16 protein-coding genes are annotated in these 19,560 nt (G+C 56.6%); 9 read left to right on the forward strand and 7 right to left on the reverse strand.

All coding sequences use genetic code 11. From position 1 onward, the window contains the following. The first annotated feature begins 34 nt into the window (after positions 1-34). Complete coding sequence (locus ACSEMK_RS09635) at positions 35-2,320, forward strand: hydratase (RefSeq protein ID WP_430914818.1); 2,286 nt, start codon at positions 35-37, stop codon at positions 2,318-2,320. Positions 2,321-2,367: 47 nt separating this feature from the next. Here ACSEMK_RS09635 and ACSEMK_RS09640 read toward each other — a convergent pair whose 3' ends face one another. After that, positions 2,368-3,300 (reverse strand): LysR family transcriptional regulator, encoded by a 933-nt coding sequence (locus ACSEMK_RS09640; protein WP_087858171.1) that lies wholly within the window; start codon positions 3,298-3,300, stop codon positions 2,368-2,370. Positions 3,301-3,392: 92 nt separating this feature from the next. On the opposite strand from ACSEMK_RS09640, the gene ACSEMK_RS09645 reads away from it, so the two are divergent. Further along, positions 3,393-4,022, forward strand: coding sequence for an alanyl-tRNA editing protein (locus tag ACSEMK_RS09645; protein ID WP_271031574.1), 630 nt, complete (start codon positions 3,393-3,395; stop codon positions 4,020-4,022). A gap of 5 nt (positions 4,023-4,027) precedes the next feature. On the opposite strand, the gene citB is transcribed toward ACSEMK_RS09645, so the two are convergent. From citB to citS, 6 genes are all read right to left on the reverse strand, one after another. Then, positions 4,028-4,732: a citrate response regulator transcription factor CitB gene (citB, locus tag ACSEMK_RS09650; RefSeq protein WP_087858169.1), complete on the reverse strand. Its 705-nt coding sequence runs from the start codon at positions 4,730-4,732 to the stop codon at positions 4,028-4,030. Next, complete coding sequence (gene citA / locus ACSEMK_RS09655; protein ID WP_087858279.1) at positions 4,725-6,353, reverse strand: citrate sensor histidine kinase CitA; 1,629 nt, start codon at positions 6,351-6,353, stop codon at positions 4,725-4,727. Before citA ends, citB begins: the two co-directional genes overlap by 8 nt. A gap of 770 nt (positions 6,354-7,123) precedes the next feature. Then, on the reverse strand, positions 7,124-8,425 hold the full coding sequence (locus tag ACSEMK_RS09660; RefSeq protein WP_213318015.1) for an oxaloacetate decarboxylase subunit beta: 1,302 nt from the start codon (positions 8,423-8,425) through the stop codon (positions 7,124-7,126). 15 nt (positions 8,426-8,440) lie between these two features. After that, on the reverse strand, positions 8,441-10,204 hold the full coding sequence (gene oadA, locus ACSEMK_RS09665) for a sodium-extruding oxaloacetate decarboxylase subunit alpha (RefSeq protein ID WP_435336416.1): 1,764 nt from the start codon (positions 10,202-10,204) through the stop codon (positions 8,441-8,443). Between the two features lie 15 nt (positions 10,205-10,219). Continuing rightward, entirely contained in the window at positions 10,220-10,468 is a 249-nt protein-coding gene (locus ACSEMK_RS09670; protein ID WP_015703617.1) for an oxaloacetate decarboxylase subunit gamma, read from the reverse strand. 157 nt (positions 10,469-10,625) lie between these two features. Next, complete coding sequence (gene citS, locus ACSEMK_RS09675; RefSeq protein ID WP_113374390.1) at positions 10,626-11,966, reverse strand: citrate/sodium symporter CitS; 1,341 nt, start codon at positions 11,964-11,966, stop codon at positions 10,626-10,628. A 256-nt stretch (positions 11,967-12,222) separates the two neighbouring features. On the opposite strand from citS, the gene citC reads away from it, so the two are divergent. The 7 genes from citC to carA all read left to right on the forward strand — a co-directional run bounded on the left by citC (position 12,223) and on the right by carA (position 19,558). Then, entirely contained in the window at positions 12,223-13,251 is a 1,029-nt protein-coding gene (citC, locus tag ACSEMK_RS09680; RefSeq protein WP_213794620.1) for a [citrate (pro-3S)-lyase] ligase, read from the forward strand. Positions 13,252-13,281: 30 nt separating this feature from the next. Beyond that, positions 13,282-13,575 (forward strand): citrate lyase acyl carrier protein, encoded by a 294-nt coding sequence (gene citD / locus ACSEMK_RS09685; RefSeq protein WP_012542888.1) that lies wholly within the window; start codon positions 13,282-13,284, stop codon positions 13,573-13,575. Continuing rightward, complete coding sequence (citE, locus tag ACSEMK_RS09690; RefSeq protein WP_015368307.1) at positions 13,572-14,441, forward strand: citrate (pro-3S)-lyase subunit beta; 870 nt, start codon at positions 13,572-13,574, stop codon at positions 14,439-14,441. The genes citD and citE overlap by 4 nt, the downstream gene beginning before the upstream one ends. Before the next feature lie 10 nt (positions 14,442-14,451). Then, positions 14,452-15,978 carry a citrate lyase subunit alpha gene (citF, locus tag ACSEMK_RS09695; protein ID WP_308957718.1) on the forward strand — a complete coding sequence of 509 codons (1,527 nt, stop codon included), beginning with the start codon at positions 14,452-14,454 and terminating at the stop codon, positions 15,976-15,978. A gap of 19 nt (positions 15,979-15,997) precedes the next feature. Further along, positions 15,998-16,906 (forward strand): triphosphoribosyl-dephospho-CoA synthase CitG, encoded by a 909-nt coding sequence (citG, locus tag ACSEMK_RS09700; RefSeq protein ID WP_308957717.1) that lies wholly within the window; start codon positions 15,998-16,000, stop codon positions 16,904-16,906. Positions 16,907-17,131: 225 nt separating this feature from the next. Then, positions 17,132-17,953 carry a 4-hydroxy-tetrahydrodipicolinate reductase gene (dapB, locus tag ACSEMK_RS09705; RefSeq protein ID WP_087860920.1) on the forward strand — a complete coding sequence of 274 codons (822 nt, stop codon included), beginning with the start codon at positions 17,132-17,134 and terminating at the stop codon, positions 17,951-17,953. Positions 17,954-18,409: 456 nt separating this feature from the next. Continuing rightward, on the forward strand, positions 18,410-19,558 hold the full coding sequence (carA, locus tag ACSEMK_RS09710; protein WP_308957716.1) for a glutamine-hydrolyzing carbamoyl-phosphate synthase small subunit: 1,149 nt from the start codon (positions 18,410-18,412) through the stop codon (positions 19,556-19,558). The last annotated feature ends 2 nt before the right edge of the window (positions 19,559-19,560 follow it).

Consider the following 19,560-nt stretch of genomic DNA (forward strand, 5'->3'; position numbering starts at 1 on the left):
CCTAATTATTTAATCTATCTTAAGGACACACGTCATGATCAAATTACACGATCGTGGGATATATTTATCCCATCAGCATGGGATTATCCCAGAACAGGAATGCGCCACTCCTGTTGCCAAAGAGATTGCGCGGAAGGGAACCATCGCCTGGTCAATATTGTCATCGCATAATACTTCTGGCGATGAACGGAAATTAAAAATTAAATATGATTCCATGACCTCCCATGATATCACCTTCGTGGGCATCATCCAGACGGCCAAGGCCTCTGGAATGACGCGCTTTCCCTTGCCGTATGTTTTAACCAATTGCCACAATTCACTTTGTGCAGTGGGCGGAACCATTAACAGCGACGATCATATTTTTGGTCTTACATCAGCACAGAAATATGGCGGCATTTATGTACCACCGCATATTTCGGTTATTCACCAGTACATGCGGGAGATGATGGCCGGCGGCGGCCAAATGATACTGGGCTCGGATAGCCATACGCGTTATGGCGCGCTGGGGACGATGGCCGTCGGTGAAGGGGGCGGTGAGCTAGTTAAACAACTATTGGGAAGCACCTGGGATATTGATTACCCCGAAGTTGTCGCCGTTTATCTAACCGGTAAACCTGCCGCTGGCGTTGGCCCTCAGGATATTGCGCTGGCATTAATTAGCGCGGTATTCAAAAACGGTTTTGTGAAGAACAAAGTGATGGAATTCGTTGGTCCCGGCGTGGCCAGTATGTCGACCGACTACAGAAACAGTATTGACGTCATGACTACTGAGACCACCTGTCTGACTTCTATCTGGCAGACCGATGAAGAGACGCGGCATTTTTTACGGCTTCATGGTAGAGAGAAAGATTATCGTGCGCTGTCAGCACAAGAGATGGCTTACTACGATGGTTGCATCGAGATCGATTTAAGCACCATCAAGCCGATGATCGCGCTACCGTTTCACCCAGCCAATGTCTATGAAATTGATACGCTTAATCAGAATTTGCCGGACATTTTACGTGAAGTTGAAATTGAATCTGAGAAAATATCGCTGGGGCGCGCGAAGCTGTCTCTGTTGGACAAAATAGAGAATGGCAAATTACGCGTTCAGCAGGGAATCATTGCGGGTTGCGCCGGGGGGAACTATGTCAACGTGGCGCAGGCGGCTAATGCCCTGCGGCATCATTCCTGTGGCGACAATATTTTCTCGCTTTCAGTTTACCCTTCCTCGCAACCGGTGCTGATGGCGTTAACGAAACAGGGAATGATCAATGATTTAATGAGCGCGGGCGCCATTATTCGTACCGCATTCTGCGGCCCTTGCTTTGGCGCCGGCGATACCCCGATGCATAACGGCTTGAGCATCCGCCATACGACGCGTAACTTTCCCAACCGTGAGGGTTCCAAGCCAGGAAATGGGCAAATGTCGGCGGTGGCATTGATGGATGCGCGTTCAATTGCCGCGACGGCCGCTAACGGGGGATTGTTAACCTCGGCGGCGGAGCTCGATTGTTGGCACGAAGCGCCGGAATATGAATTTGATGTTTCCCCCTATAAAAACCGGGTATACCAGGGGTTCGTTAAAGGCGCTACACAGCAGCCGCTAATCTATGGACCGAATATAAAAGACTGGCCGGAAATGAATGCTTTAACGGATAACATTCTGTTAGCCGTTACTTCAAAAATAATGGATCCGGTGACCACTACCGACGAACTGATACCATCAGGTGAAACATCATCGTTTCGTTCAAACCCGTTAGGCCTGGCTGAATTTACGCTCTCTCGCCGCGATCCGCAGTATGTGGAGCGGGCTAAAAAAATTGCCGCCATCGAGCAACAACGCGTTAAGGGTGAAGATCTTTGCCGTTTAAATCCACAGCTGGAAAATATATTTTCCCAGATACGGCTGCTGCCGGGTCAGGAAAATATTACCGCGGCACAGACTGAGATAGGTAGCATGATCTATGCGGTTAAACCCGGTGATGGTTCGGCGCGAGAGCAGGCCGCCAGCTGCCAGCGCGTGCTTGGCGGGCTGGCAAATATTTGCCAGGAGTTCGCGACCAAGCGTTATCGTTCTAATGTAATTAACTGGGGAATGCTGCCGCTGCAGATGAAAGAGACGCCTGATTTTGAGGTCGGTGATTTTATCTATATCCCGGCAATAAAATCTGCGTTAGCGGGCGATCTGAGCGATATTGCCGCATTTATCCTTAGCGCTAAAAAACCTATTCAGCGGATTAGCCTCTATATGGAGAAATTAACCAGCGCAGAGCAAGATATTATTAAGGCCGGGAGTCTTATTAATTATAATAAAGATCAACCAGCAGGTAGCCTTTAATTAATTTTTACTCATCTCTTGCTGGCAGTTTGAATGCTGTCAGCATTTTACCTGGTTGTTGGCAATGTGCTGCCTGCGTTCAACGCCGGCACCGTCTCGCTAAGAAAATCAATCATTGCCCGCATTCTGGCGGGCATATGCTTATGGCCTGCCCATAACAGCCACAGATTGCCGGAGTAGCTGCTGATAAACTCCCACTCCGCCAGCACCTGCACGATTTCACCCTTTGCCAGCGCTTCGCGGGCGGTAAACAGCGGCAGGCTTCCGATACCCAGATGCTGTTTAACCGCATCAAGACGCACGGCAGTGTGGTTAGCGGCGTAGCGTCCATGCGTCTGCACCGTTTCGTTTTTGCCTTCGCGACGAAATTTCCACCGCGCGTCGGCGGGCGTTTCGCCAAGGCTGATACAGCTATGCGTACGCAGATCCTGCGGAGTCCGCGGCATTCCATGGCGCTGTAAGTACTCCTTGGTGGCGCAGATGACATGAACAATCGGCATCAGCGGTTTGCCATGTAGTCCAGGGGAAGGGGTATGGGTAATACGCAGCGCGAGATCGATGCCGTCATCAATAAAGTCGAGGTCGCGATCTTCTAAGCGTAAACAGACGTCAACCTGCGGATAACGGTTGAAAAAGTCGATCATTAGCGGATGGATGACAAAGCGCCCGACGGCTTTCGGTACGCTCAGCGTGAGTTTACCTTGCGCCACCGTCTGGGTACTTCCGGCGCAGTCCATAGCCTGGCGCGCCGCTTCCAGCATTTCCAGCGCATGTTCATACACCGCTTTCCCGGCATCGCTCAGCCGCAGCTTGCGGGTGGTTCGGTGCAACAGCTTGCACCGCATCTCCTGTTCCAGCCGCGAGACGCTGCGACTGACGGCGGATGGCGTAATCCCGCTCTGACGGGCGACGGCGGAAAAGCTGCCTTGTTCGACAATCTGTACGAAGAGGGCGAGGTCGGGGAGAAGGTTTAGATTCATTTGTGCCCTCAAGGCAAAAGTGCATTTGTTGTGGAGGCCATTATCGCGGCCAAGATTATCAATATACTGTGCTGACAGAGAGGAGAACAATCATGACTGAACGTGTTTATTACGCCAGCGACGCCACCGAAGGGCGCGCGCAGATTATCAGCTGCAGCGCTGAAGCCGATGGCCGTTATGCGATTGAACTGGACCGCACGTTGTTCCATCCGCAGGGCGGCGGCCAGCCCTCCGATCGCGGCTGGATCGATGAGCAGCCCGTAATGGCGGTCACGACGCGCGGCGATAGTGTGTTGCATATCGTTGCCCAGCCGCTGCCGCTTGGCGAGGTGGGGATGAGCATTGATGCGCCTGTGCGACAGTTACATGCCCGTCTGCACTCCGCCGGTCATTTGCTGGGGTTGGCCGGCGAGCAGTTCGGCTGGCGGCCGGTGAAGGCGCATCACTGGCCGGGAGAGGGGAGGATTACGTTTGCTGCCGACGCCGGCGCCGCGTTACCGGAAGCCAGCGCCCTGCTGGCGCAGGTGAAAGCGTGGCAGATGCAGGATTTACCGCGCCAGGTCATCTTCGACAACGGTTTGCGCAGCGTGGGATTCGGCGAACTACCGGCTTATCCCTGTGGCGGTACCCATGTTGCCAGTCTGGCGATGCTGGGGAATATTGTCATCAGCCAGTTGAAAATGAAAAAAGGGCAGATGATCGTCAGCTACACCCTCGAATAAGCATTTCAGGCGTGCTCAGGGTAGGGATGTTTGCCGCGATAAATGCGCTCCGGCCTACCGACTTTGCCATAACTGATCTCTGCTTCCAGAAAATCGTTTTTAACGCCTTGTTCCAGATAGCGGCGGGCGGTGGTTTTACTGCTGCCGAGGATGCGGGCCAGAGAGTCGGCGGTATGCACCACTTCCGGGTCTGAGAATAGCTGAAGCACGCGGTGAAAGGTGCTTTCATCGATCCCGCGCAGCGGCGCGTCAGCAGGCTCAGTGTGCTCGCGAGCCTGGATATTAAACAGGGCGTCGACGTGGGTCTGGCTGGCCTGTTCACTCGAACGCAAGGAACTGCGGTAGCGGGCGAAACGCTCGAGCGTATGCTGTAAACGTTGATAGTGCACGGGCTTAATCAGGTAATCGAATACCCCCAGACGTAGGGCCTCGCTGATGGTCTCCATATGATTATCGGCGGTAATAAAAATGATTCGTCCTTTGTAGTTCGTGCTGACAGCGTGGCGAATCAGATCCAACCCCTTGCCGTCAGGGAGAAAGTTATCCAGCAGGATCAGCTGCGGCTGGTAGAGACGCATCAGTTTTTTCGCGCTTTCCAGTTTATCCGCGATGCCGATAACGTTGAACTGGGGGAACTGTTTGATGGTATCGACCAGGATTTCCGCCAGCATAGGTTCGTCTTCAACGATTAGAGTAGTAATGCTATCCATGATGTTCATCTCGGGTCAGGGGGATATAAAGGGTAAAGATGGTGCCAAAGGGAATGTTATTTTCGACGACGATAGTGCCGCCTGCTTGTTCTACGTAACTGCGCACCAGCCAGAGCCCAATACCGTGCTCGGCGCTGGCGCTACTGGTGACGCCGCGCTCGAAGATGCGGTCGCGTAGCGTCTCGTCAATGCCGCATCCCTGATCGGCGATCTCGACGATCAGTTCATGGCCGTCGCTATTTATTAAACACTCGATCTGCTTCGATCCCAGCGGCTGGCGTAACGAGGCATTGTAGGCGTTGTCGAGAAGATTCCCTACGATCGAGATCCATTCGCTGGGAGAAAGCGCGGTGGGAAGGATATCGACGAAACAGGCGGGATCGAATACCAGTTCAAGACCGAGCTCCTTGGCCCGATAATATTTACCGATCAGTAGCCCGGCAAGGTGGTTATCCTGGAAATTACGCGCAATAAAATCGAGCACCTTCTGGTGGCTTTCGGACTGTTGCTGAATCAGATCCAGCGCGTGATCGTAGCGTTTGAGAAACAGCAGCCCGGCGATGGTTGAGATCAGATTACGATGTTCATGCTGCACGGCGCGCAGGTTATCGGCGTACTGCTGTACCTGGCTCAGCTGCAGACTGAGGGTGTTGATGTCATCTTTGCTGCGAAAACTAATCACCCACCCCTGAGGCGCATTATTTAAGATCACCGCCATTCGGCTGGCGATCACTTTGATCTGATTAAAGGTGACAATGGCGTCTTTTTTGTTTTCATGCGGGGCATCGTAGAAGAAGGTCTCTTGCGCAATGACGCTACTGATTTTTTTACCGATCAGTACGGGCTCCGGCTGGCTCAGATTAAGCAGACGACGGGCTGTCTGATTAATAGCGGTTATCTTATAATTTGAGTCGATGGCGATGAGCCCTTCAAACACCGATTCAAATAGCACGCTTTGCTGGATGAGCAACTGCGATAGCTGCTGGGGCTCCATATTGAGCATCTGCTTTTTGATATGCAGCGAGAAGCGCCGAGCGCAGTACAGCAGCAATAGCAGGATAATCGCCATCGGGATCAGTAGCGAGCTTATCTGCAGGCTGAGCCAGTTTTCTAACTGTTCAATGGTATAACCGACCGACACTATGCCGATGACTTTGCCGGTGGCGTCCTGCACCGGCGATTTACCCCGTAATGATGAACCTAGCGAACCTTTGCGTACCGAGACATAGCTTTTGGCGTTATACAACGCCTCATCGCTATCGCCGCCTTCCATCGATTTACCGATTTCGTCAGGATTCACATGATAGAGGCGCTGCCCGTTGGCGTCGCCGACGGTGATATAGGTAGCGTCAGAGAAGGAACGCATGGGGTCGATAAGCTCTTTAATTCTGGCGAGATCGCGTTTCTGTACCGCTTCCACCAGCTCCGGCATCGCCGAAATCTGCATCGCCTGAATTAATGCCCGCTGCCCGACCTGGTAATGAAGACGTTCCTCGGTTATGTCTGTCAGATACCAGGACATACCCAGCATGACGACAGTAGAGGTAAATAAGATCAGCAGGAAGATACGATTCTGAAAGGATCGCCTTGCAAACCAGTGGGTTATTTTTCGGGTGTACATAGGGCCGATAGACATTAAATGGCTAGTTTCCTCGTTTGGCGGTCGGTGTACCTGCAGTTGGCGCACAGAACCAAAAATTTCAGAAAAACGCCCGATCAAAAACATTGAGTCGGGCGTTGGTTTGGTCGCCCGGATAAGGCGCCAGCCGCCATCCGGGAACCTCTCCCCGGTGGCGCTGCGCTTACCGGGGCTACAAACCGGAGCGGACCGGCAGCCCGGCTAAGGCGCCAGCCGCTATCCGGGAACCTCTCCCCGGTGGCGCTGCGCTTACCGGGGCTACAAACCGGAGCGGACTGGTAGCCCGGATAAGGTGCCAGCCGCCATCCGGGAACCTCTCCCCGGTGGCGCTGCGCTTACCGGGGCTACAAACCGGAGCGGACCGGTAGCCCGGATAAGGCGCCAGCCGCTATCCGGGAACCTCTCCCCGGTGGCGCTGGCTTACCGGTGCTACAAACCGGAGCGGACTGGTAGCCCGGATAAGGTGCCAGCCGCCATCCGGGAACCTCTCCCCGGTGGCGCTGCGCTTACCGGGGCTACAAACCGGAGCGGACCGGTAGCCCGGATAAGGTGCCAGCCGCCATCCGGGAACCTCTCCCCGGTGGCGCTGCGCTTACCGGGGCTACAAACCGGAGCGGACCGGTCGCCCGGCTAAGGCGTCAGCCGCCATCCGGGAACCTCTCCCCGGTGGCGCTACGCTTACCGGGGCTACAAACCGGAGCGGACCGGTAGTCCGGATAAGGCGCCAGCCGCCATCCGGGAAGGGTACCGGCTTACATCGCCAGCACGTACTTGAGCATCACCCCGGCGGCGATCGCCGAGCCGATCACCCCGGCCACGTTCGGGCCCATCGCGTGCATCAGCAGGAAGTTCTGCCCGTCCGCTTCCAGACCCACCTTGTTGGACACCCTTGCTGCCATCGGCACCGCCGACACCCCGGCGGAGCCAATCAGCGGGTTGATCTTGTGTTTACTGAACACGTTCATCAGCTTCGCCATGATCACCCCGGCCGCGGTGCCCACGCAGAAGGCGATCACCCCCAGCAGCAGGATCCCCAGCGTCTGCGGCTGCAGGAACTTGTCCGCCACCAGTTTGGCCCCCACCGACAGCCCGAGGAAGATGGTGACGATGTTGATCAGCGCGTTCTGCACCGTGTCGCTCAGACGATCCACCACGCCGCTTTCGCGCATCAGGTTGCCGAAGCAGAACATCCCCAGCAGCGGCGCGGCGTCCGGCAGCAGCAGCGCCACCAGCAGCAACAGCACCGCCGGGAAGAGGATCTTCTCGCGTTTGCTCACCGTACGCAGCTGCACCATGCGGATCTTCCGCTCTTTGTCGCTGGTCAGCGCCTTCATGATCGGCGGCTGGATCAGCGGCACCAGCGCCATGTAGGAGTAGGCGGCCACCGCGATGGCCCCCAGTAGCTCCGGCGCCAGCTTGCTCGACAGGTAGATGGCCGTCGGGCCGTCGGCGCCGCCGATGATGCCGATGGCCGCCGCCTGCGGCAGGGTGAAGTGGATGAAGCCGAAGTAGTTCAGCGCCAGCGCCCCGAGCACGGTGGCGAAGATCCCGAACTGCGCCGCCGCCCCCAGCAGCAGGGTGCGCGGGTTGGCCAGCAGCGGGCCGAAATCGGTCATCGCCCCGACGCCCATAAAGATCACCAGCGGCGCGATACCCGAGCCAATCGCCACCTTATAGAAGATGGCCAGCACCCCGGAGGAGTAGCCCATGTCCACCGCCAGCGTCTCCATCTGCCCCTGCACCGACGGCAGGGCCAGGGCCAGCGCCTCCTTGATGGCGTGGACATCCGGCGCGCAGTTGAGCTTCGCGGCAATCACCGCCAGCTGAACCGGGTCGTGGTGGGCCAGCAGGTTTTCCAGCGCGCTCAGCGCCAGCCCGGCCTCCGGAATATTGGAGAGCAGGCCGCCAAAGCCAATCGGCAGCAGCAGTAACGGCTCGAACTTTTTAGCAATCGCCAGCCACAGCAGCAGCAGGCTGACCAGCAGCATCGCCGCCTGGCCGGCTCCCAGGTGCATCAGCCCCATGCCCTGAATCAGGGCGTTCAGACTTTCCATTTGCGCTCCTCGTCCTTACGCCAGCTGCAGCAGGGTGTCGCCGACCGCCACCGCATCGCCGGATTTCACCGCGATACCGCGTACGGTACCGGCCTGCGCGGCGCGGATTTCGGTTTCCATCTTCATGGCTTCCAGAATCAGCAGTACCTCGCCCTCCGCCACCGCCTGGCCTTCGCTGGCCAGCACCTTCCAGATAGTGCCCGCCAGCGGCGCGGTCACCGGGGTGCCGGCGCCTGCCGGGGCGGCTGCGGGCGCGCTGGCTACCGGAGTAGCCGCGCTGAGCTGGCTGACGTCGCCGCCGTCGCTGACCTTGACCACGAAGGCTTTGCCTTCCACTTCGACGGTGTAGACGCCGGAGGCGGCGGCTTTTGCCGGCGCGGCAGATTTTGTCTCTTCCACCTGCGGCACGGGCTCAAAGGCCGCCGGGTTGTGGCGGTTTTCGAGGAACTTCAGGCCGATTTGCGGGAACAGCGCCACGGTGAGCACGTCGTCGATGGCGTTATCGGCAAGCGTGATGCCCTTCTCCTGCGCCTGGCGTTTCACGTCGGCTTCAAGCTCCGCCAGCTCCGGCTTCAGCAGGTCGGCCGGGCGGCAGGTGACGGCGTCGGCGCCGTCGAGCACCCGCGCCTGCAGGGCGGCGTTAACCGGCGCCGGGGTGTGGCCGTATTCGCCTTTGAGGATACCGGCGGTCTCCTTCGCAATGGTTTTGTAGCGCTCGCCGCCCAGCACGTTGAGCACCGCCTGGGTGCCGACAATCTGCGAGGTCGGGGTCACCAGTGGGATGAAGCCGAGGTCCTCGCGCACGCGGGGGATTTCCGCCAGCACTTCATCCAGACGGTGGGCGGCGCTCTGCTGTTTCAGCTGGCCTTCAAGATTGGTGAGCATCCCGCCCGGCACCTGGGCGACCAGGATGCGGCTGTCGGTGCCTTTCAGCTGGCCTTCGAAGGCGTGGTATTTTTTGCGTACCTCGCGGAAGTACGCGGCGATGCTCTCCAGCTTGTGGATATCGAGGCCGGTGTCGTACGGCGTGCCGGCGAGGGTGGCCACCAGCGCTTCGGTAGCCGGGTGGCCGTAGGTGGCGCTCATCGAGGAGATGGCGGTATCAACGCCGTCGACGCCGGCTTCAATGGCCTTCAGCAGCGCCATTTCCGCCATGCCGGTGGTGGCGTGGCAGTGCAGGTGCAGGGTGACGTCATAGCGTTTTTTGATTTCGCTGACCAGCTCAAAGGCGGCATGCGGGGTGAGGATGCCGGACATGTCCTTGATGGCGATGGAGTCGACGCCGGTCTCCAGCAGCTGTTCGGTGAGGTCGAGCCAGGTCTGCAGGGTGTGCGCCGGGCTGGTGGTGTAGCTGAGGGTGCCCTGGGCGTGGGCGCCGTGGCGGCGCACCGCCTGCAGGGCGGCCTGCATGTTGCGCGGGTCGTTCATGGCATCAAAGACGCGGAACACGTCCATGCCGTTTTTGACGGCGCGCTCCACAAAGCGCTCCACCACATCATCGGCGTAGTGGCGGTAGCCGAGCAGGTTCTGGCCGCGCAGCAGCATCTGCAGCGGAGTTTTCGGCATCGCCTTTTTCAGCTCGCGCAGGCGGACCCACGGGTCCTCGCCGAGGAAGCGGATGCAGGCGTCAAAGGTGGCGCCGCCCCAGCATTCCAGCGAGCGGTAGCCGACGTCGTCGAGCGCAGCCGCAACGGGCAGCATATCGTCGAGATGCAGACGGGTGGCGAACAGGGACTGGTGGGCGTCGCGCAGGACGACATCGGTAATGGCAACGGTCATGAATTCCTCCGTGAATTAAGAATTAAGGCGGCGATGGTGGTGAATGGCGGCGACAATCGCCGGCTTTAAACGGGCGAAGTCGTCAGCGGGCGCGACGGCCGCAGGCGCCGGTTTGGGCGCGGCAGGCGGCTCAGGGAACAGACGGGTAACGGCGAGAGACATTCCCCGGATGGCGAAAATGAGCAGCAGCAGGAACGCCAGCACGAAGCCCATGCCGAGGAACATCAGGGTGAAGCCTTCGCCTAACAGAACGGCATCAGTCATAAAAAATCTCGAATAAGGGCACGATGGCGCGTTGGTTGGCGAGCTTGTCGACGCTTCCGGCTAAGGAGCAGGGTGGATTTCCCGCAGCCGCCCCCGGCGCTGGTCCCTGACTGGGTCAACTTCTTCGGCCGCTCAACGGCGCCATCGTGCGTATGGGTTAAATCATCATGCCGAACACGATGCTGGCGATGACCAGCACAATACCGCCGCCCAAACGGGAGGAGATTTGCGCATAAGAGATAAGGCTCATACGGTTACAGGCAGAAAGAACTTCCAGGTCGCCGGAACCGCCGCGGTTAGCCATACACAGGCCAGCGGTGATCGCTGATTCAATTGGGAAGAAGCCCATCATCCAGCCGCCGATCGCCGCGCCGATCACTGCGCCGATAACGATAATGGCGGCGATAACGACGTTAGCGAAGGTGATGGCGTTGATGATTTCCTGCAGGTCGGTGTAGCAAACGCCGACGCCGACCATCAGTACCCACAGCAGCTGTTTAGAGAAGAAATCAGACAGACGCTTGGCGCCGGCTTTGATTTCCGGTGAACACAGGCCGGAGGCGTTCAGCGCTGCAACGATCAGCACCATCCACGCGAAGTAGTGAATCGAAACGCCGCCAATGCTTGGCAGGATTTTCTTCGCGACGACGTACGCCAGCAGGAAACAGGTCGTGGCAAGCACCAGACCGACGGCGGTTTCACGATGCGTGATTTGTCCCGCTTTCTCGTCATCTTCGACTTTGAACGAGGCTTTACGCACCAGTTCGCCTTCGCCGCTCATCCAGGTGTGTTTTTTGCCGATGATATCGAGGACGGCGGCAAAGACGATGGCGAAGATGTTAGCGATGGTCAGAATAGCGATAGCGGTTGAGTAATACTCTTCGCGAGAACGACCGGTGACGGAGTGATAGATCTCCGACAGCGGAACCGCGCCCGCGCCGTTGCCGCCGCCCATGATCGGCAGGACGTACAGCATCATGATGCGATCTACCGGAATGCCGAACACCAGACCGATAGCGATGCCGAAAATCGACGCGCCGACAATGCCCATCAGGATAGTTGGAATATAGCCGAGCAGCGATTTCAGCAGCAGACGGCGGTTTACCGACAGAATCGCCCCGGTAATTAATACCGCGATGAATAAGTTAAGGAAGTTACTTTCATCCATAACGTTGCTGATAGCATCGATTTCTTTTTGCGTGAAAATACCGGCGTAAACGAAATAAGCGGCAACCAGGAAAATCATTACCGGGGCGCCACCTATATATTTGTTGAATATCGGTAGGCGTTTACCTATTTCGCCGAATATGGCGCCGATAATAAACATGATGGCAAAGCCGCCAACGATGTCGGTGGGTAAAGCGTTATAAAAATGTGAAAGTAATAGCGTAATTAACGCAAACGCGTAAAGGGGGAGCGGCATGCCGAAGATTTTAAATCCCAGCAGGTCGCTAACGCCCTTTTTCTCCGTCGCCGGAGCCTGACTCATGTTGGTCATAAACGTTTTCCTGTTTATTGATGGAGTAGTAATACCGGCGCATAGTAATAAATAGACTTAGTGCTAAGGTGTGATTGCCTTCACTGAATACTCGTGTTTTTTATTAATTTAATTATTTTTATTATTCTGAATTAATTAACAACATAAAAACCATAAAGCTAATTAAGCCACGGGGAAAACTGTGACTTAAATACAAGTATCAATAGTCGAACGCTGGCGAAATACAGTTCGTTTTAGAATAACGAAGCGCTAAAAAATGACTCTGATATTAAAACGCGTTCAGCTATTAAAGGATCAACCGCGGCGAGAGGCGATCGATCGGTTTCTTCATCAGCATCAGTTGTCGTTAGAAGCCGATTGCGAGATGGCAATCGTGGCGGAGTATCGGCAGCGGCTGGTCGGCTGCGGCGCCATTGCCGGTAATGTACTGAAATGCATCGCCGTCGATCCCTCGCTACAGGGGGAGGGGCTGAGCCTTAAATTACTGACCGAACTCCTGACGCTGGCCTATGAACTGGGGCGCAGCGAACTGTTCTTATTTACTAAACCGAGCAATGCCGCGCTGTTCTCCGGCGCCGGCTTCTGGCCGATAGCCCAGGCGGGCGACCGCGCCGTATTGATGGAAAACAGCCGCGAACGTCTGACTCGTTACTGCCGTCAGCTGGCAATGTACCGTCAACCGGGAAAAAAAATCGGCGCTATTGTGATGAACGCCAATCCCTTCACCCTTGGTCACCGCTGGCTGGTGGAACAGGCGGCACGGCAGTGCGACTGGCTGCATCTGTTTGTGGTCAAGGAAGATGCATCCTGCTTTTCCTATCACGATCGCTTCACGCTGATCGAACAGGGGATTACCGGCATCGACAAAGTGACGCTGCACCCCGGTTCGGCGTATCTGATCTCGCGGGCGACGTTCCCCGGCTATTTCCTGAAAGAGCAGGGTGTGGTCGATGACTGCCACAGCCAGATTGACCTGCAGCTCTTCCGCGAACGTCTGGCCCCGGCGCTGCAGATAACCCATCGTTTTGTCGGCACCGAGCCGCTGTGTCCCCTGACCCGTAATTACAACCAGCGCATGAAGTCACTGTTGGAAGCGCCAGGCGACGCGCCGCCCATTGAAGTGGTTGAGCTGGCGCGAATCGAAAAAAATGGCGGACCCGTGTCGGCCTCGCGAGTGCGCGAACTCTATCGGCAACGCAACTGGCAGGCGGTCGCGGCACTGGTGCCGCCGGGAACCCTCTCTTTTCTGATGCAACTGGCGGAAAGCGAACATCAAACCGCCTGATTTTTATGCCCTAACTAAGGATTTTCCCCTATGGAAATGAAGATTGACGCCCTGGCCGGCACGCTGGAATCCAGCGATGTGATGGTCAGGATTGGACCGGCGGCGCAGCCGGGCATTCAGCTGGAAATCGACAGCATTGTGAAACAGCAGTTTGGCGCCGCGATTGAGCAGGTGGTCAGAGAAACGCTGGCGCAGCTTGGCGTGAAGCAGGCCAACGTGGTGGTCGATGATAAAGGCGCGCTGGAGTGCGTACTGCGTGCCCGCGTACAGGCCGCGGCGCTGCGGGCGGCGCAACAGTCCCAATTACAATGGAGCCAGCTATGAAACCACGTCGCAGTATGCTGTTCATCCCTGGCGCCAATGCCGCCATGTTAAGCACTTCATTCGTGTACGGCGCCGATGCGGTGATGTTCGACCTTGAAGATGCCGTTTCGCTACGCGAAAAAGATACCGCTCGCCTGTTGGTGCATCAGGCGCTGCAGCATCCGCTGTATCAGGATATCGAAACCGTGGTGCGTATTAACCCGCTGAATACGCCATTCGGTCTTGCCGACCTTGAAGCGGTAGTCCGCGCGGGCGTGGATATGGTGCGTCTGCCGAAAACCGACAGTAAAGAAGATATCCATGAGCTGGAAGCGCATGTTGAGCGGATTGAGCGCGAATGCGGCCGGGAAGTGGGCAGCACCAAACTGATGGCGGCTATTGAGTCGGCGCTGGGGGTGGTGAACGCGGTGGAGATCGCCCGCGCCAGCCCGCGTCTGGCGGCGATTGCGCTGGCGGCCTTCGATTACGTTATGGATATGGGCACTTCCCGCGGCGACGGTACTGAACTGTTCTATGCCCGCTGCGCCGTACTGCATGCGGCGCGCGTTGCCGGCATCGCCGCCTATGACGTGGTGTGGTCGGATATCAACAACGAAGAGGGTTTCCTGGCGGAAGCGAATCTGGCCAAAAACCTCGGTTTTAACGGCAAATCGTTGGTTAACCCACGACAAATTGAACTCCTGCATCAGGTCTATGCCCCGACGCGCAAAGAGGTCGATCACGCGCTGGAAGTGATTGCCGCGGCGGAAGAAGCCGAAACGCGCGGTCTTGGCGTGGTATCGCTGAACGGCAAGATGATCGATGGACCGATTATCGACCATGCTCGCAAAGTGGTGGCGCTCTCGGCTTCCGGTATTCGTGATTAAGGGGAATAAGATGAAAGAGACAGTAACAATGCTTAATCAGCAGTACGTGATGCCGGAAGGGTTAGCGCCTTATGCGGGCGTGACGGCGAAAAGCCCGTGGTTGGCCAGCGAAAGCGAAAAACGTCAGCGTAAAATCTGCGATTCGCTGGAAACGGCGATTCGTCGTTCCGGTTTGCAAAACGGCATGACCATTTCGTTCCACCACGCGTTTCGCGGCGGTGACAAAGTCGTCAATATGGTGGTGGCGAAGCTGGCGGAAATGGGTTTTCGCGATCTGACGCTGGCATCCAGTTCGCTGATCGACGCCCACTGGCCGCTGATCGAGCATATTAAAAATGGCGTGATCCGCCAGATCTACACCTCCGGCCTGCGCGGTAAGCTCGGCGAGGAGATCTCCGCCGGCTTGATGGAAAACCCGGTACAGATCCACTCCCATGGCGGTCGCGTACAGCTGATTCAAAGCGGCGAGCTGTCGATTGATGTCGCGTTTCTCGGCGTCCCCTGCTGCGATGAGTTTGGTAATGCCAACGGCTTTAGCGGAAAATCACGTTGCGGTTCGCTGGGCTACGCGCGCGTTGATGCGGAACATGCCAAATGCGTGGTGCTGCTGACCGAAGAGTGGGTGGCTTACCCTAACTACCCGGCCAGCATCGCTCAGGATCAGGTGGATCTGATTGTTCAGGTGGACGAAGTCGGCGATCCGGAAAAAATCACCGCTGGCGCGATCCGTCTGACCAGCAACCCGCGTGAGCTGCTAATCGCCCGTCAGGCGGCGAAAGTCGTTGAGCATTCCGGTTACTTTAAAGACGGTTTCTCGCTGCAGACCGGTACCGGCGGGGCCTCGCTGGCGGTGAGCCGCTTCCTCGAAGACAAAATGCGCCGTAACGGTATTACCGCCAGCTTTGGCCTTGGCGGGATCACCGGGACGATGGTTGACCTGCACGAAAAAGGGTTGATTAAAACGCTGCTCGATACCCAGTCGTTTGATGGCGACGCGGCGCGTTCATTAGCGCAGAACCCGAATCACGTAGAGATTTCCACCAACCAGTATGCCAGCCCGGGCTCTAAAGGCGCCTCCTGCGAGCGCTTAAACGTGGTGATGCTCAGCGCGCTGGAAATCGATACCGACTTTAACGTTAACGTGATGACCGGCTCCAATGGCGTACTGCGCGGCGCATCCGGCGGCCATAGCGATACCGCCGCCGGCGCGGATTTGACCATCATTACCGCGCCATTAGTTCGCGGCCGTATTCCCTGCGTCGTGGAAAAAGTGCTGACCCGCGTCACGCCGGGAGCCAGCGTAGATGTGCTGGTCACCGACCATGGCATAGCGGTAAACCCGGCGCGCCAGGATCTGATCGACAATTTGCGCAACGCGGGCATTGCGCTGATGACTATTGAGGAACTGCAGCAGCGTGCGGAACTGCTAACCGGCAAGCCGCAGCCGATCGAGTTTACCGATCGGGTGGTGGCGGTGGTGCGCTATCGCGATGGCTCCGTGCTTGATGTTATTCGTCAGGTGAAAAACAGCGACTAAATGCAGAGGGGGAAGGGCAATGAGCGAAGTGTTAATCAATCCGCAGCGTTCGCTGCGCGTGAAACCGCTGAACGCTGAAGAGGTGGTCAGCGCGGTAGAGCGCGCGCTGTTGACCGAAGTTCGCCTGACCCCAAAGCCCGGGTTGGTGGATATTCGTAACGCTGGCGCCCATCACGATATGGACCTGGCCTCGTTTGAGGCCAGTACCGCGGTGGTGGCGCCGTGGATGGAGAAATTTTTCATCATGGGCCACGATACCGCGGCGATCGTGCCGGAACAGGTGTTAATGATGCTGCGTCCGGTGGGGATGGCCTGCGAAAACGATATGCTGGAGGCCACCGGCGGAGTGAATACCCATCGTGGGGCGATCTTCGCTTTTGGTTTGCTGAGCGCGGCGGCGGGAAGGCTGGTATCGAAAGGCGAGCCGATTGAACAGCATCGGCTGTGCGACCAGGTGGCGCGATTCTGTCGCGGCATGGTTATGCAAGAACTCTCCGCTTCCAGCGGCGAACCGTTAAGCAAAGGCGAAGCCCATTTTCTACGTTACGGCCTCTCCGGTGCTCGCGGCGAGGCTGAGAGCGGCTTTCGTACCGTACGCACCCAGGCGCTGCCGGTGTTCAACCGCATGATGGAAGAGACCGGCGATAGTAACCTGGCGCTGCTGCAAACCTTGCTGCATCTGATGGCATGGAATGATGACACCAATCTGGTTTCGCGCGGCGGGCTTGCCGGCCTGAACTTTGTGCAGCAGGAGGCGCAGCGGCTGTTGTGGCAGGGCGGCGTCATGGCTGACGGTGGGCTGGAGGCGCTACGCCAACTCGACGACGAGCTGATTGCTCGCCATCTCAGCCCCGGCGGCAGCGCAGATTTATTGGCGGTAACCTGGTTTTTATCCGCTTTCCCCGCAGGCGCGCTTTTCCCCCTTTGATTGCGTACAACAACGCCTTAGCCCGCGTCGCGCGGGCGGGGCGCTACGTGCCCCTCCCGAATTTCACTACTTAAACGCCGAATCGCGGCACAATCATATAGTTTTTACTGATATCGACCGCCGTTTGTCATAAATTTCTAATTATCGGCGTTTTTGAGTAGCGGCTATGCAATGGGCTGGTTACTCTGAAAACAATTCACGTGAAGTTAACAAAAGAGAATAGCTATGCAAGATGCACAAATCCGCGTGGCCATCGCCGGCGCGGGCGGCCGGATGGGACGCCAGTTAATTCAGGCTGCGCTGCAAATGGACGGCGTGGCGCTTGGCGCGGCGCTGGAGCGCGAAGGTTCGAGCCTGGTGGGCAGCGATGCGGGCGAGCTGGCGGGCGTTGGTAAATCAGGCGTTACCGTCCAAAGCAGCCTGGCGGCGGTAAGCAATGATTTCGATGTTTTAATCGATTTTACCCGCCCGGAAGGCACGCTCAACCATCTGGCTTTCTGCCGTCAGTACGGCAAAGGGATGGTGATCGGCACTACCGGTTTTGATGATGCCGGAAAGCAGGCGATTAGCGATGCCGCACAGGAGATTGCTATCGTCTTTGCCGCTAACTTTAGCGTTGGCGTCAACGTGTTGTTAAAGCTGCTGGAGAAGGCGGCGAAGGTGATGGGCGATTATACCGATATCGAAATCATCGAAGCGCACCATAGGCATAAAGTGGACGCCCCGTCAGGCACCGCGCTGGCGATGGGTGAGGCGATCGCCGGGGCACTGAACAAAGATCTGAAGGACTGCGCCGTCTACAGCCGTGAGGGCCATACCGGTGAACGTGTTCCGGGTACTATTGGTTTCGCTACCGTTCGCGCGGGCGACATCGTCGGCGAACATACGGCGATGTTCGCTGATATCGGCGAACGTATCGAAATTACCCATAAGGCCTCCAGCCGGATGACATTTGCCAATGGCGCCGTTCGTTCTGCTTTGTGGCTGAAAGGCAAAAAAAATGGTCTATTTGACATGAAAGATGTGCTTGATCTGAATGCTTTATAATGATTATTACCCATCGTGATGTGGTTATTGCATTCAATATGTAATTGATTGCAAAGGGCAATATTTTATTGCCCTTTTTTATTTTGACTGATTTTATCTTTTTTTCTTCTTAAAGCTTCAAAAAACTATATCTTACTAATGTTTTTAGTTATTGAATTGTAAATTTTGACCATCTGGTCCACTTTTTCCCCCTCCGTCGAGTGATTTTACAGTTTTCCTCGCCCGCAAGCGTTTTCTCAACCAGGTTAGTTGATCTTTTTACCGTGAAAAACGCCCGTTACGCGCCAGTGGCGTAAAATAAGATTAAAAATATCCGCTTTAAGTTGACTTTTACCCGACATCTCTCCAAAATGCCGCCGTTTGCCAAAATTCTGCGGGCAAAAATTTGCATTGATTCAGATCTACGTTCTGCATTAATATGCAAATAAAGTGAGTGAATATTCTCTGGAGGGTGTTTTGATTAAGTCAGCGCTTTTGGTTCTGGAAGACGGAACCCAGTTTCACGGTCGGGCCATTGGGGCAACCGGCACGGCGGTTGGGGAAGTCGTTTTCAATACTTCAATGACCGGTTATCAAGAAATCCTCACTGATCCTTCCTATTCCCGCCAAATCGTCACTCTTACTTATCCCCATATTGGTAATGTCGGCACCAACGCCGCCGATGAAGAATCTTCCCGGGTACACGCACAAGGTCTGGTGATCCGCGACCTGCCGCTGATTGCCAGCAACTTCCGCAATACCGAAGACCTTTCTTCTTACCTCAAGCGCCATAACATTGTGGCCATTGCCGATATCGATACCCGTAAGCTGACGCGTTTACTGCGTGAGAAAGGGGCGCAGAATGGCTGCATCATCGCGGGCGATAACCTTGATGCCCAGCTGGCGCTGGAAAAAGCCCAGGCGTTCCCTGGCCTGAACGGTATGGATCTGGCGAAAGAGGTCACTACCGCAGAAACCTACGCCTGGACCCAGGGGAGCTGGACACTGGCGGGCGACCTGCCGGAAGCGAAGGCGGAAAGCGAGCTGCCGTTCCACGTCGTGGCTTATGACTTCGGCGCCAAGCGCAACATCCTGCGGATGCTGGTTGACCGCGGTTGTCGCCTGACTATCGTTCCGGCGCAAACGTCGGCTGAAGACGTGCTTAAGCTGAATCCGGACGGTATTTTCCTCTCCAACGGCCCAGGCGACCCGGCGCCGTGCGATTACGCCATCACGGCGATTGAAAAATTCCTCACCACCGATATTCCGGTCTTTGGCATCTGTCTCGGCCATCAGCTGCTGGCGCTGGCGAGCGGTGCGAAGACCATTAAGATGAAATTCGGCCACCACGGCGGCAACCACCCGGTTAAAGATATCGATAACAACGTCGTGATGATTACCGCCCAGAACCACGGCTTTGCCGTTGATGAAGCGACGCTGCCTGCCAACCTGCGCGTGACCCATAAGTCACTGTTCGACGGCACCCTGCAGGGGATCCATCGTACCGACAAGCCGGCGTTTAGCTTCCAGGGTCACCCTGAAGCGAGCCCGGGCCCGCACGATGCCGCGCCGCTGTTCGACCACTTTATCGAGTTAATTGAGCAATACCGTCAGTCCGCGAAATAATC

The organism is Klebsiella sp. K-3 (assembly GCF_051207495.1).
Classification (GTDB): Bacteria; Pseudomonadota; Gammaproteobacteria; order Enterobacterales; family Enterobacteriaceae; genus Klebsiella; species Klebsiella aerogenes.

Coding starts and splice junctions, on each gene's coding strand:
- citG (WP_308957717.1), top strand. CDS start 15,998: ATGAGCGAAGTGTTAATCAATCCGCAGCGTTCGCTGCGCGTGAAACCG.
- citA (WP_087858279.1), bottom strand. CDS start 6,353: ATGTACACCCGAAAAATAACCCACTGGTTTGCAAGGCGATCCTTTCAG.
- citS (WP_113374390.1), bottom strand. CDS start 11,966: ATGACCAACATGAGTCAGGCTCCGGCGACGGAGAAAAAGGGCGTTAGC.
- citD (WP_012542888.1), top strand. CDS start 13,282: ATGGAAATGAAGATTGACGCCCTGGCCGGCACGCTGGAATCCAGCGAT.
- citF (WP_308957718.1), top strand. CDS start 14,452: ATGAAAGAGACAGTAACAATGCTTAATCAGCAGTACGTGATGCCGGAA.
- dapB (WP_087860920.1), top strand. CDS start 17,132: ATGCAAGATGCACAAATCCGCGTGGCCATCGCCGGCGCGGGCGGCCGG.
- ACSEMK_RS09645 (WP_271031574.1), top strand. CDS start 3,393: ATGACTGAACGTGTTTATTACGCCAGCGACGCCACCGAAGGGCGCGCG.
- citE (WP_015368307.1), top strand. CDS start 13,572: ATGAAACCACGTCGCAGTATGCTGTTCATCCCTGGCGCCAATGCCGCC.
- ACSEMK_RS09640 (WP_087858171.1), bottom strand. CDS start 3,300: ATGAATCTAAACCTTCTCCCCGACCTCGCCCTCTTCGTACAGATTGTC.
- ACSEMK_RS09670 (WP_015703617.1), bottom strand. CDS start 10,468: ATGACTGATGCCGTTCTGTTAGGCGAAGGCTTCACCCTGATGTTCCTC.
- citC (WP_213794620.1), top strand. CDS start 12,223: ATGACTCTGATATTAAAACGCGTTCAGCTATTAAAGGATCAACCGCGG.
- ACSEMK_RS09635 (WP_430914818.1), top strand. CDS start 35: ATGATCAAATTACACGATCGTGGGATATATTTATCCCATCAGCATGGG.
- citB (WP_087858169.1), bottom strand. CDS start 4,732: ATGGATAGCATTACTACTCTAATCGTTGAAGACGAACCTATGCTGGCG.
- ACSEMK_RS09660 (WP_213318015.1), bottom strand. CDS start 8,425: ATGGAAAGTCTGAACGCCCTGATTCAGGGCATGGGGCTGATGCACCTG.
- oadA (WP_435336416.1), bottom strand. CDS start 10,204: ATGACCGTTGCCATTACCGATGTCGTCCTGCGCGACGCCCACCAGTCC.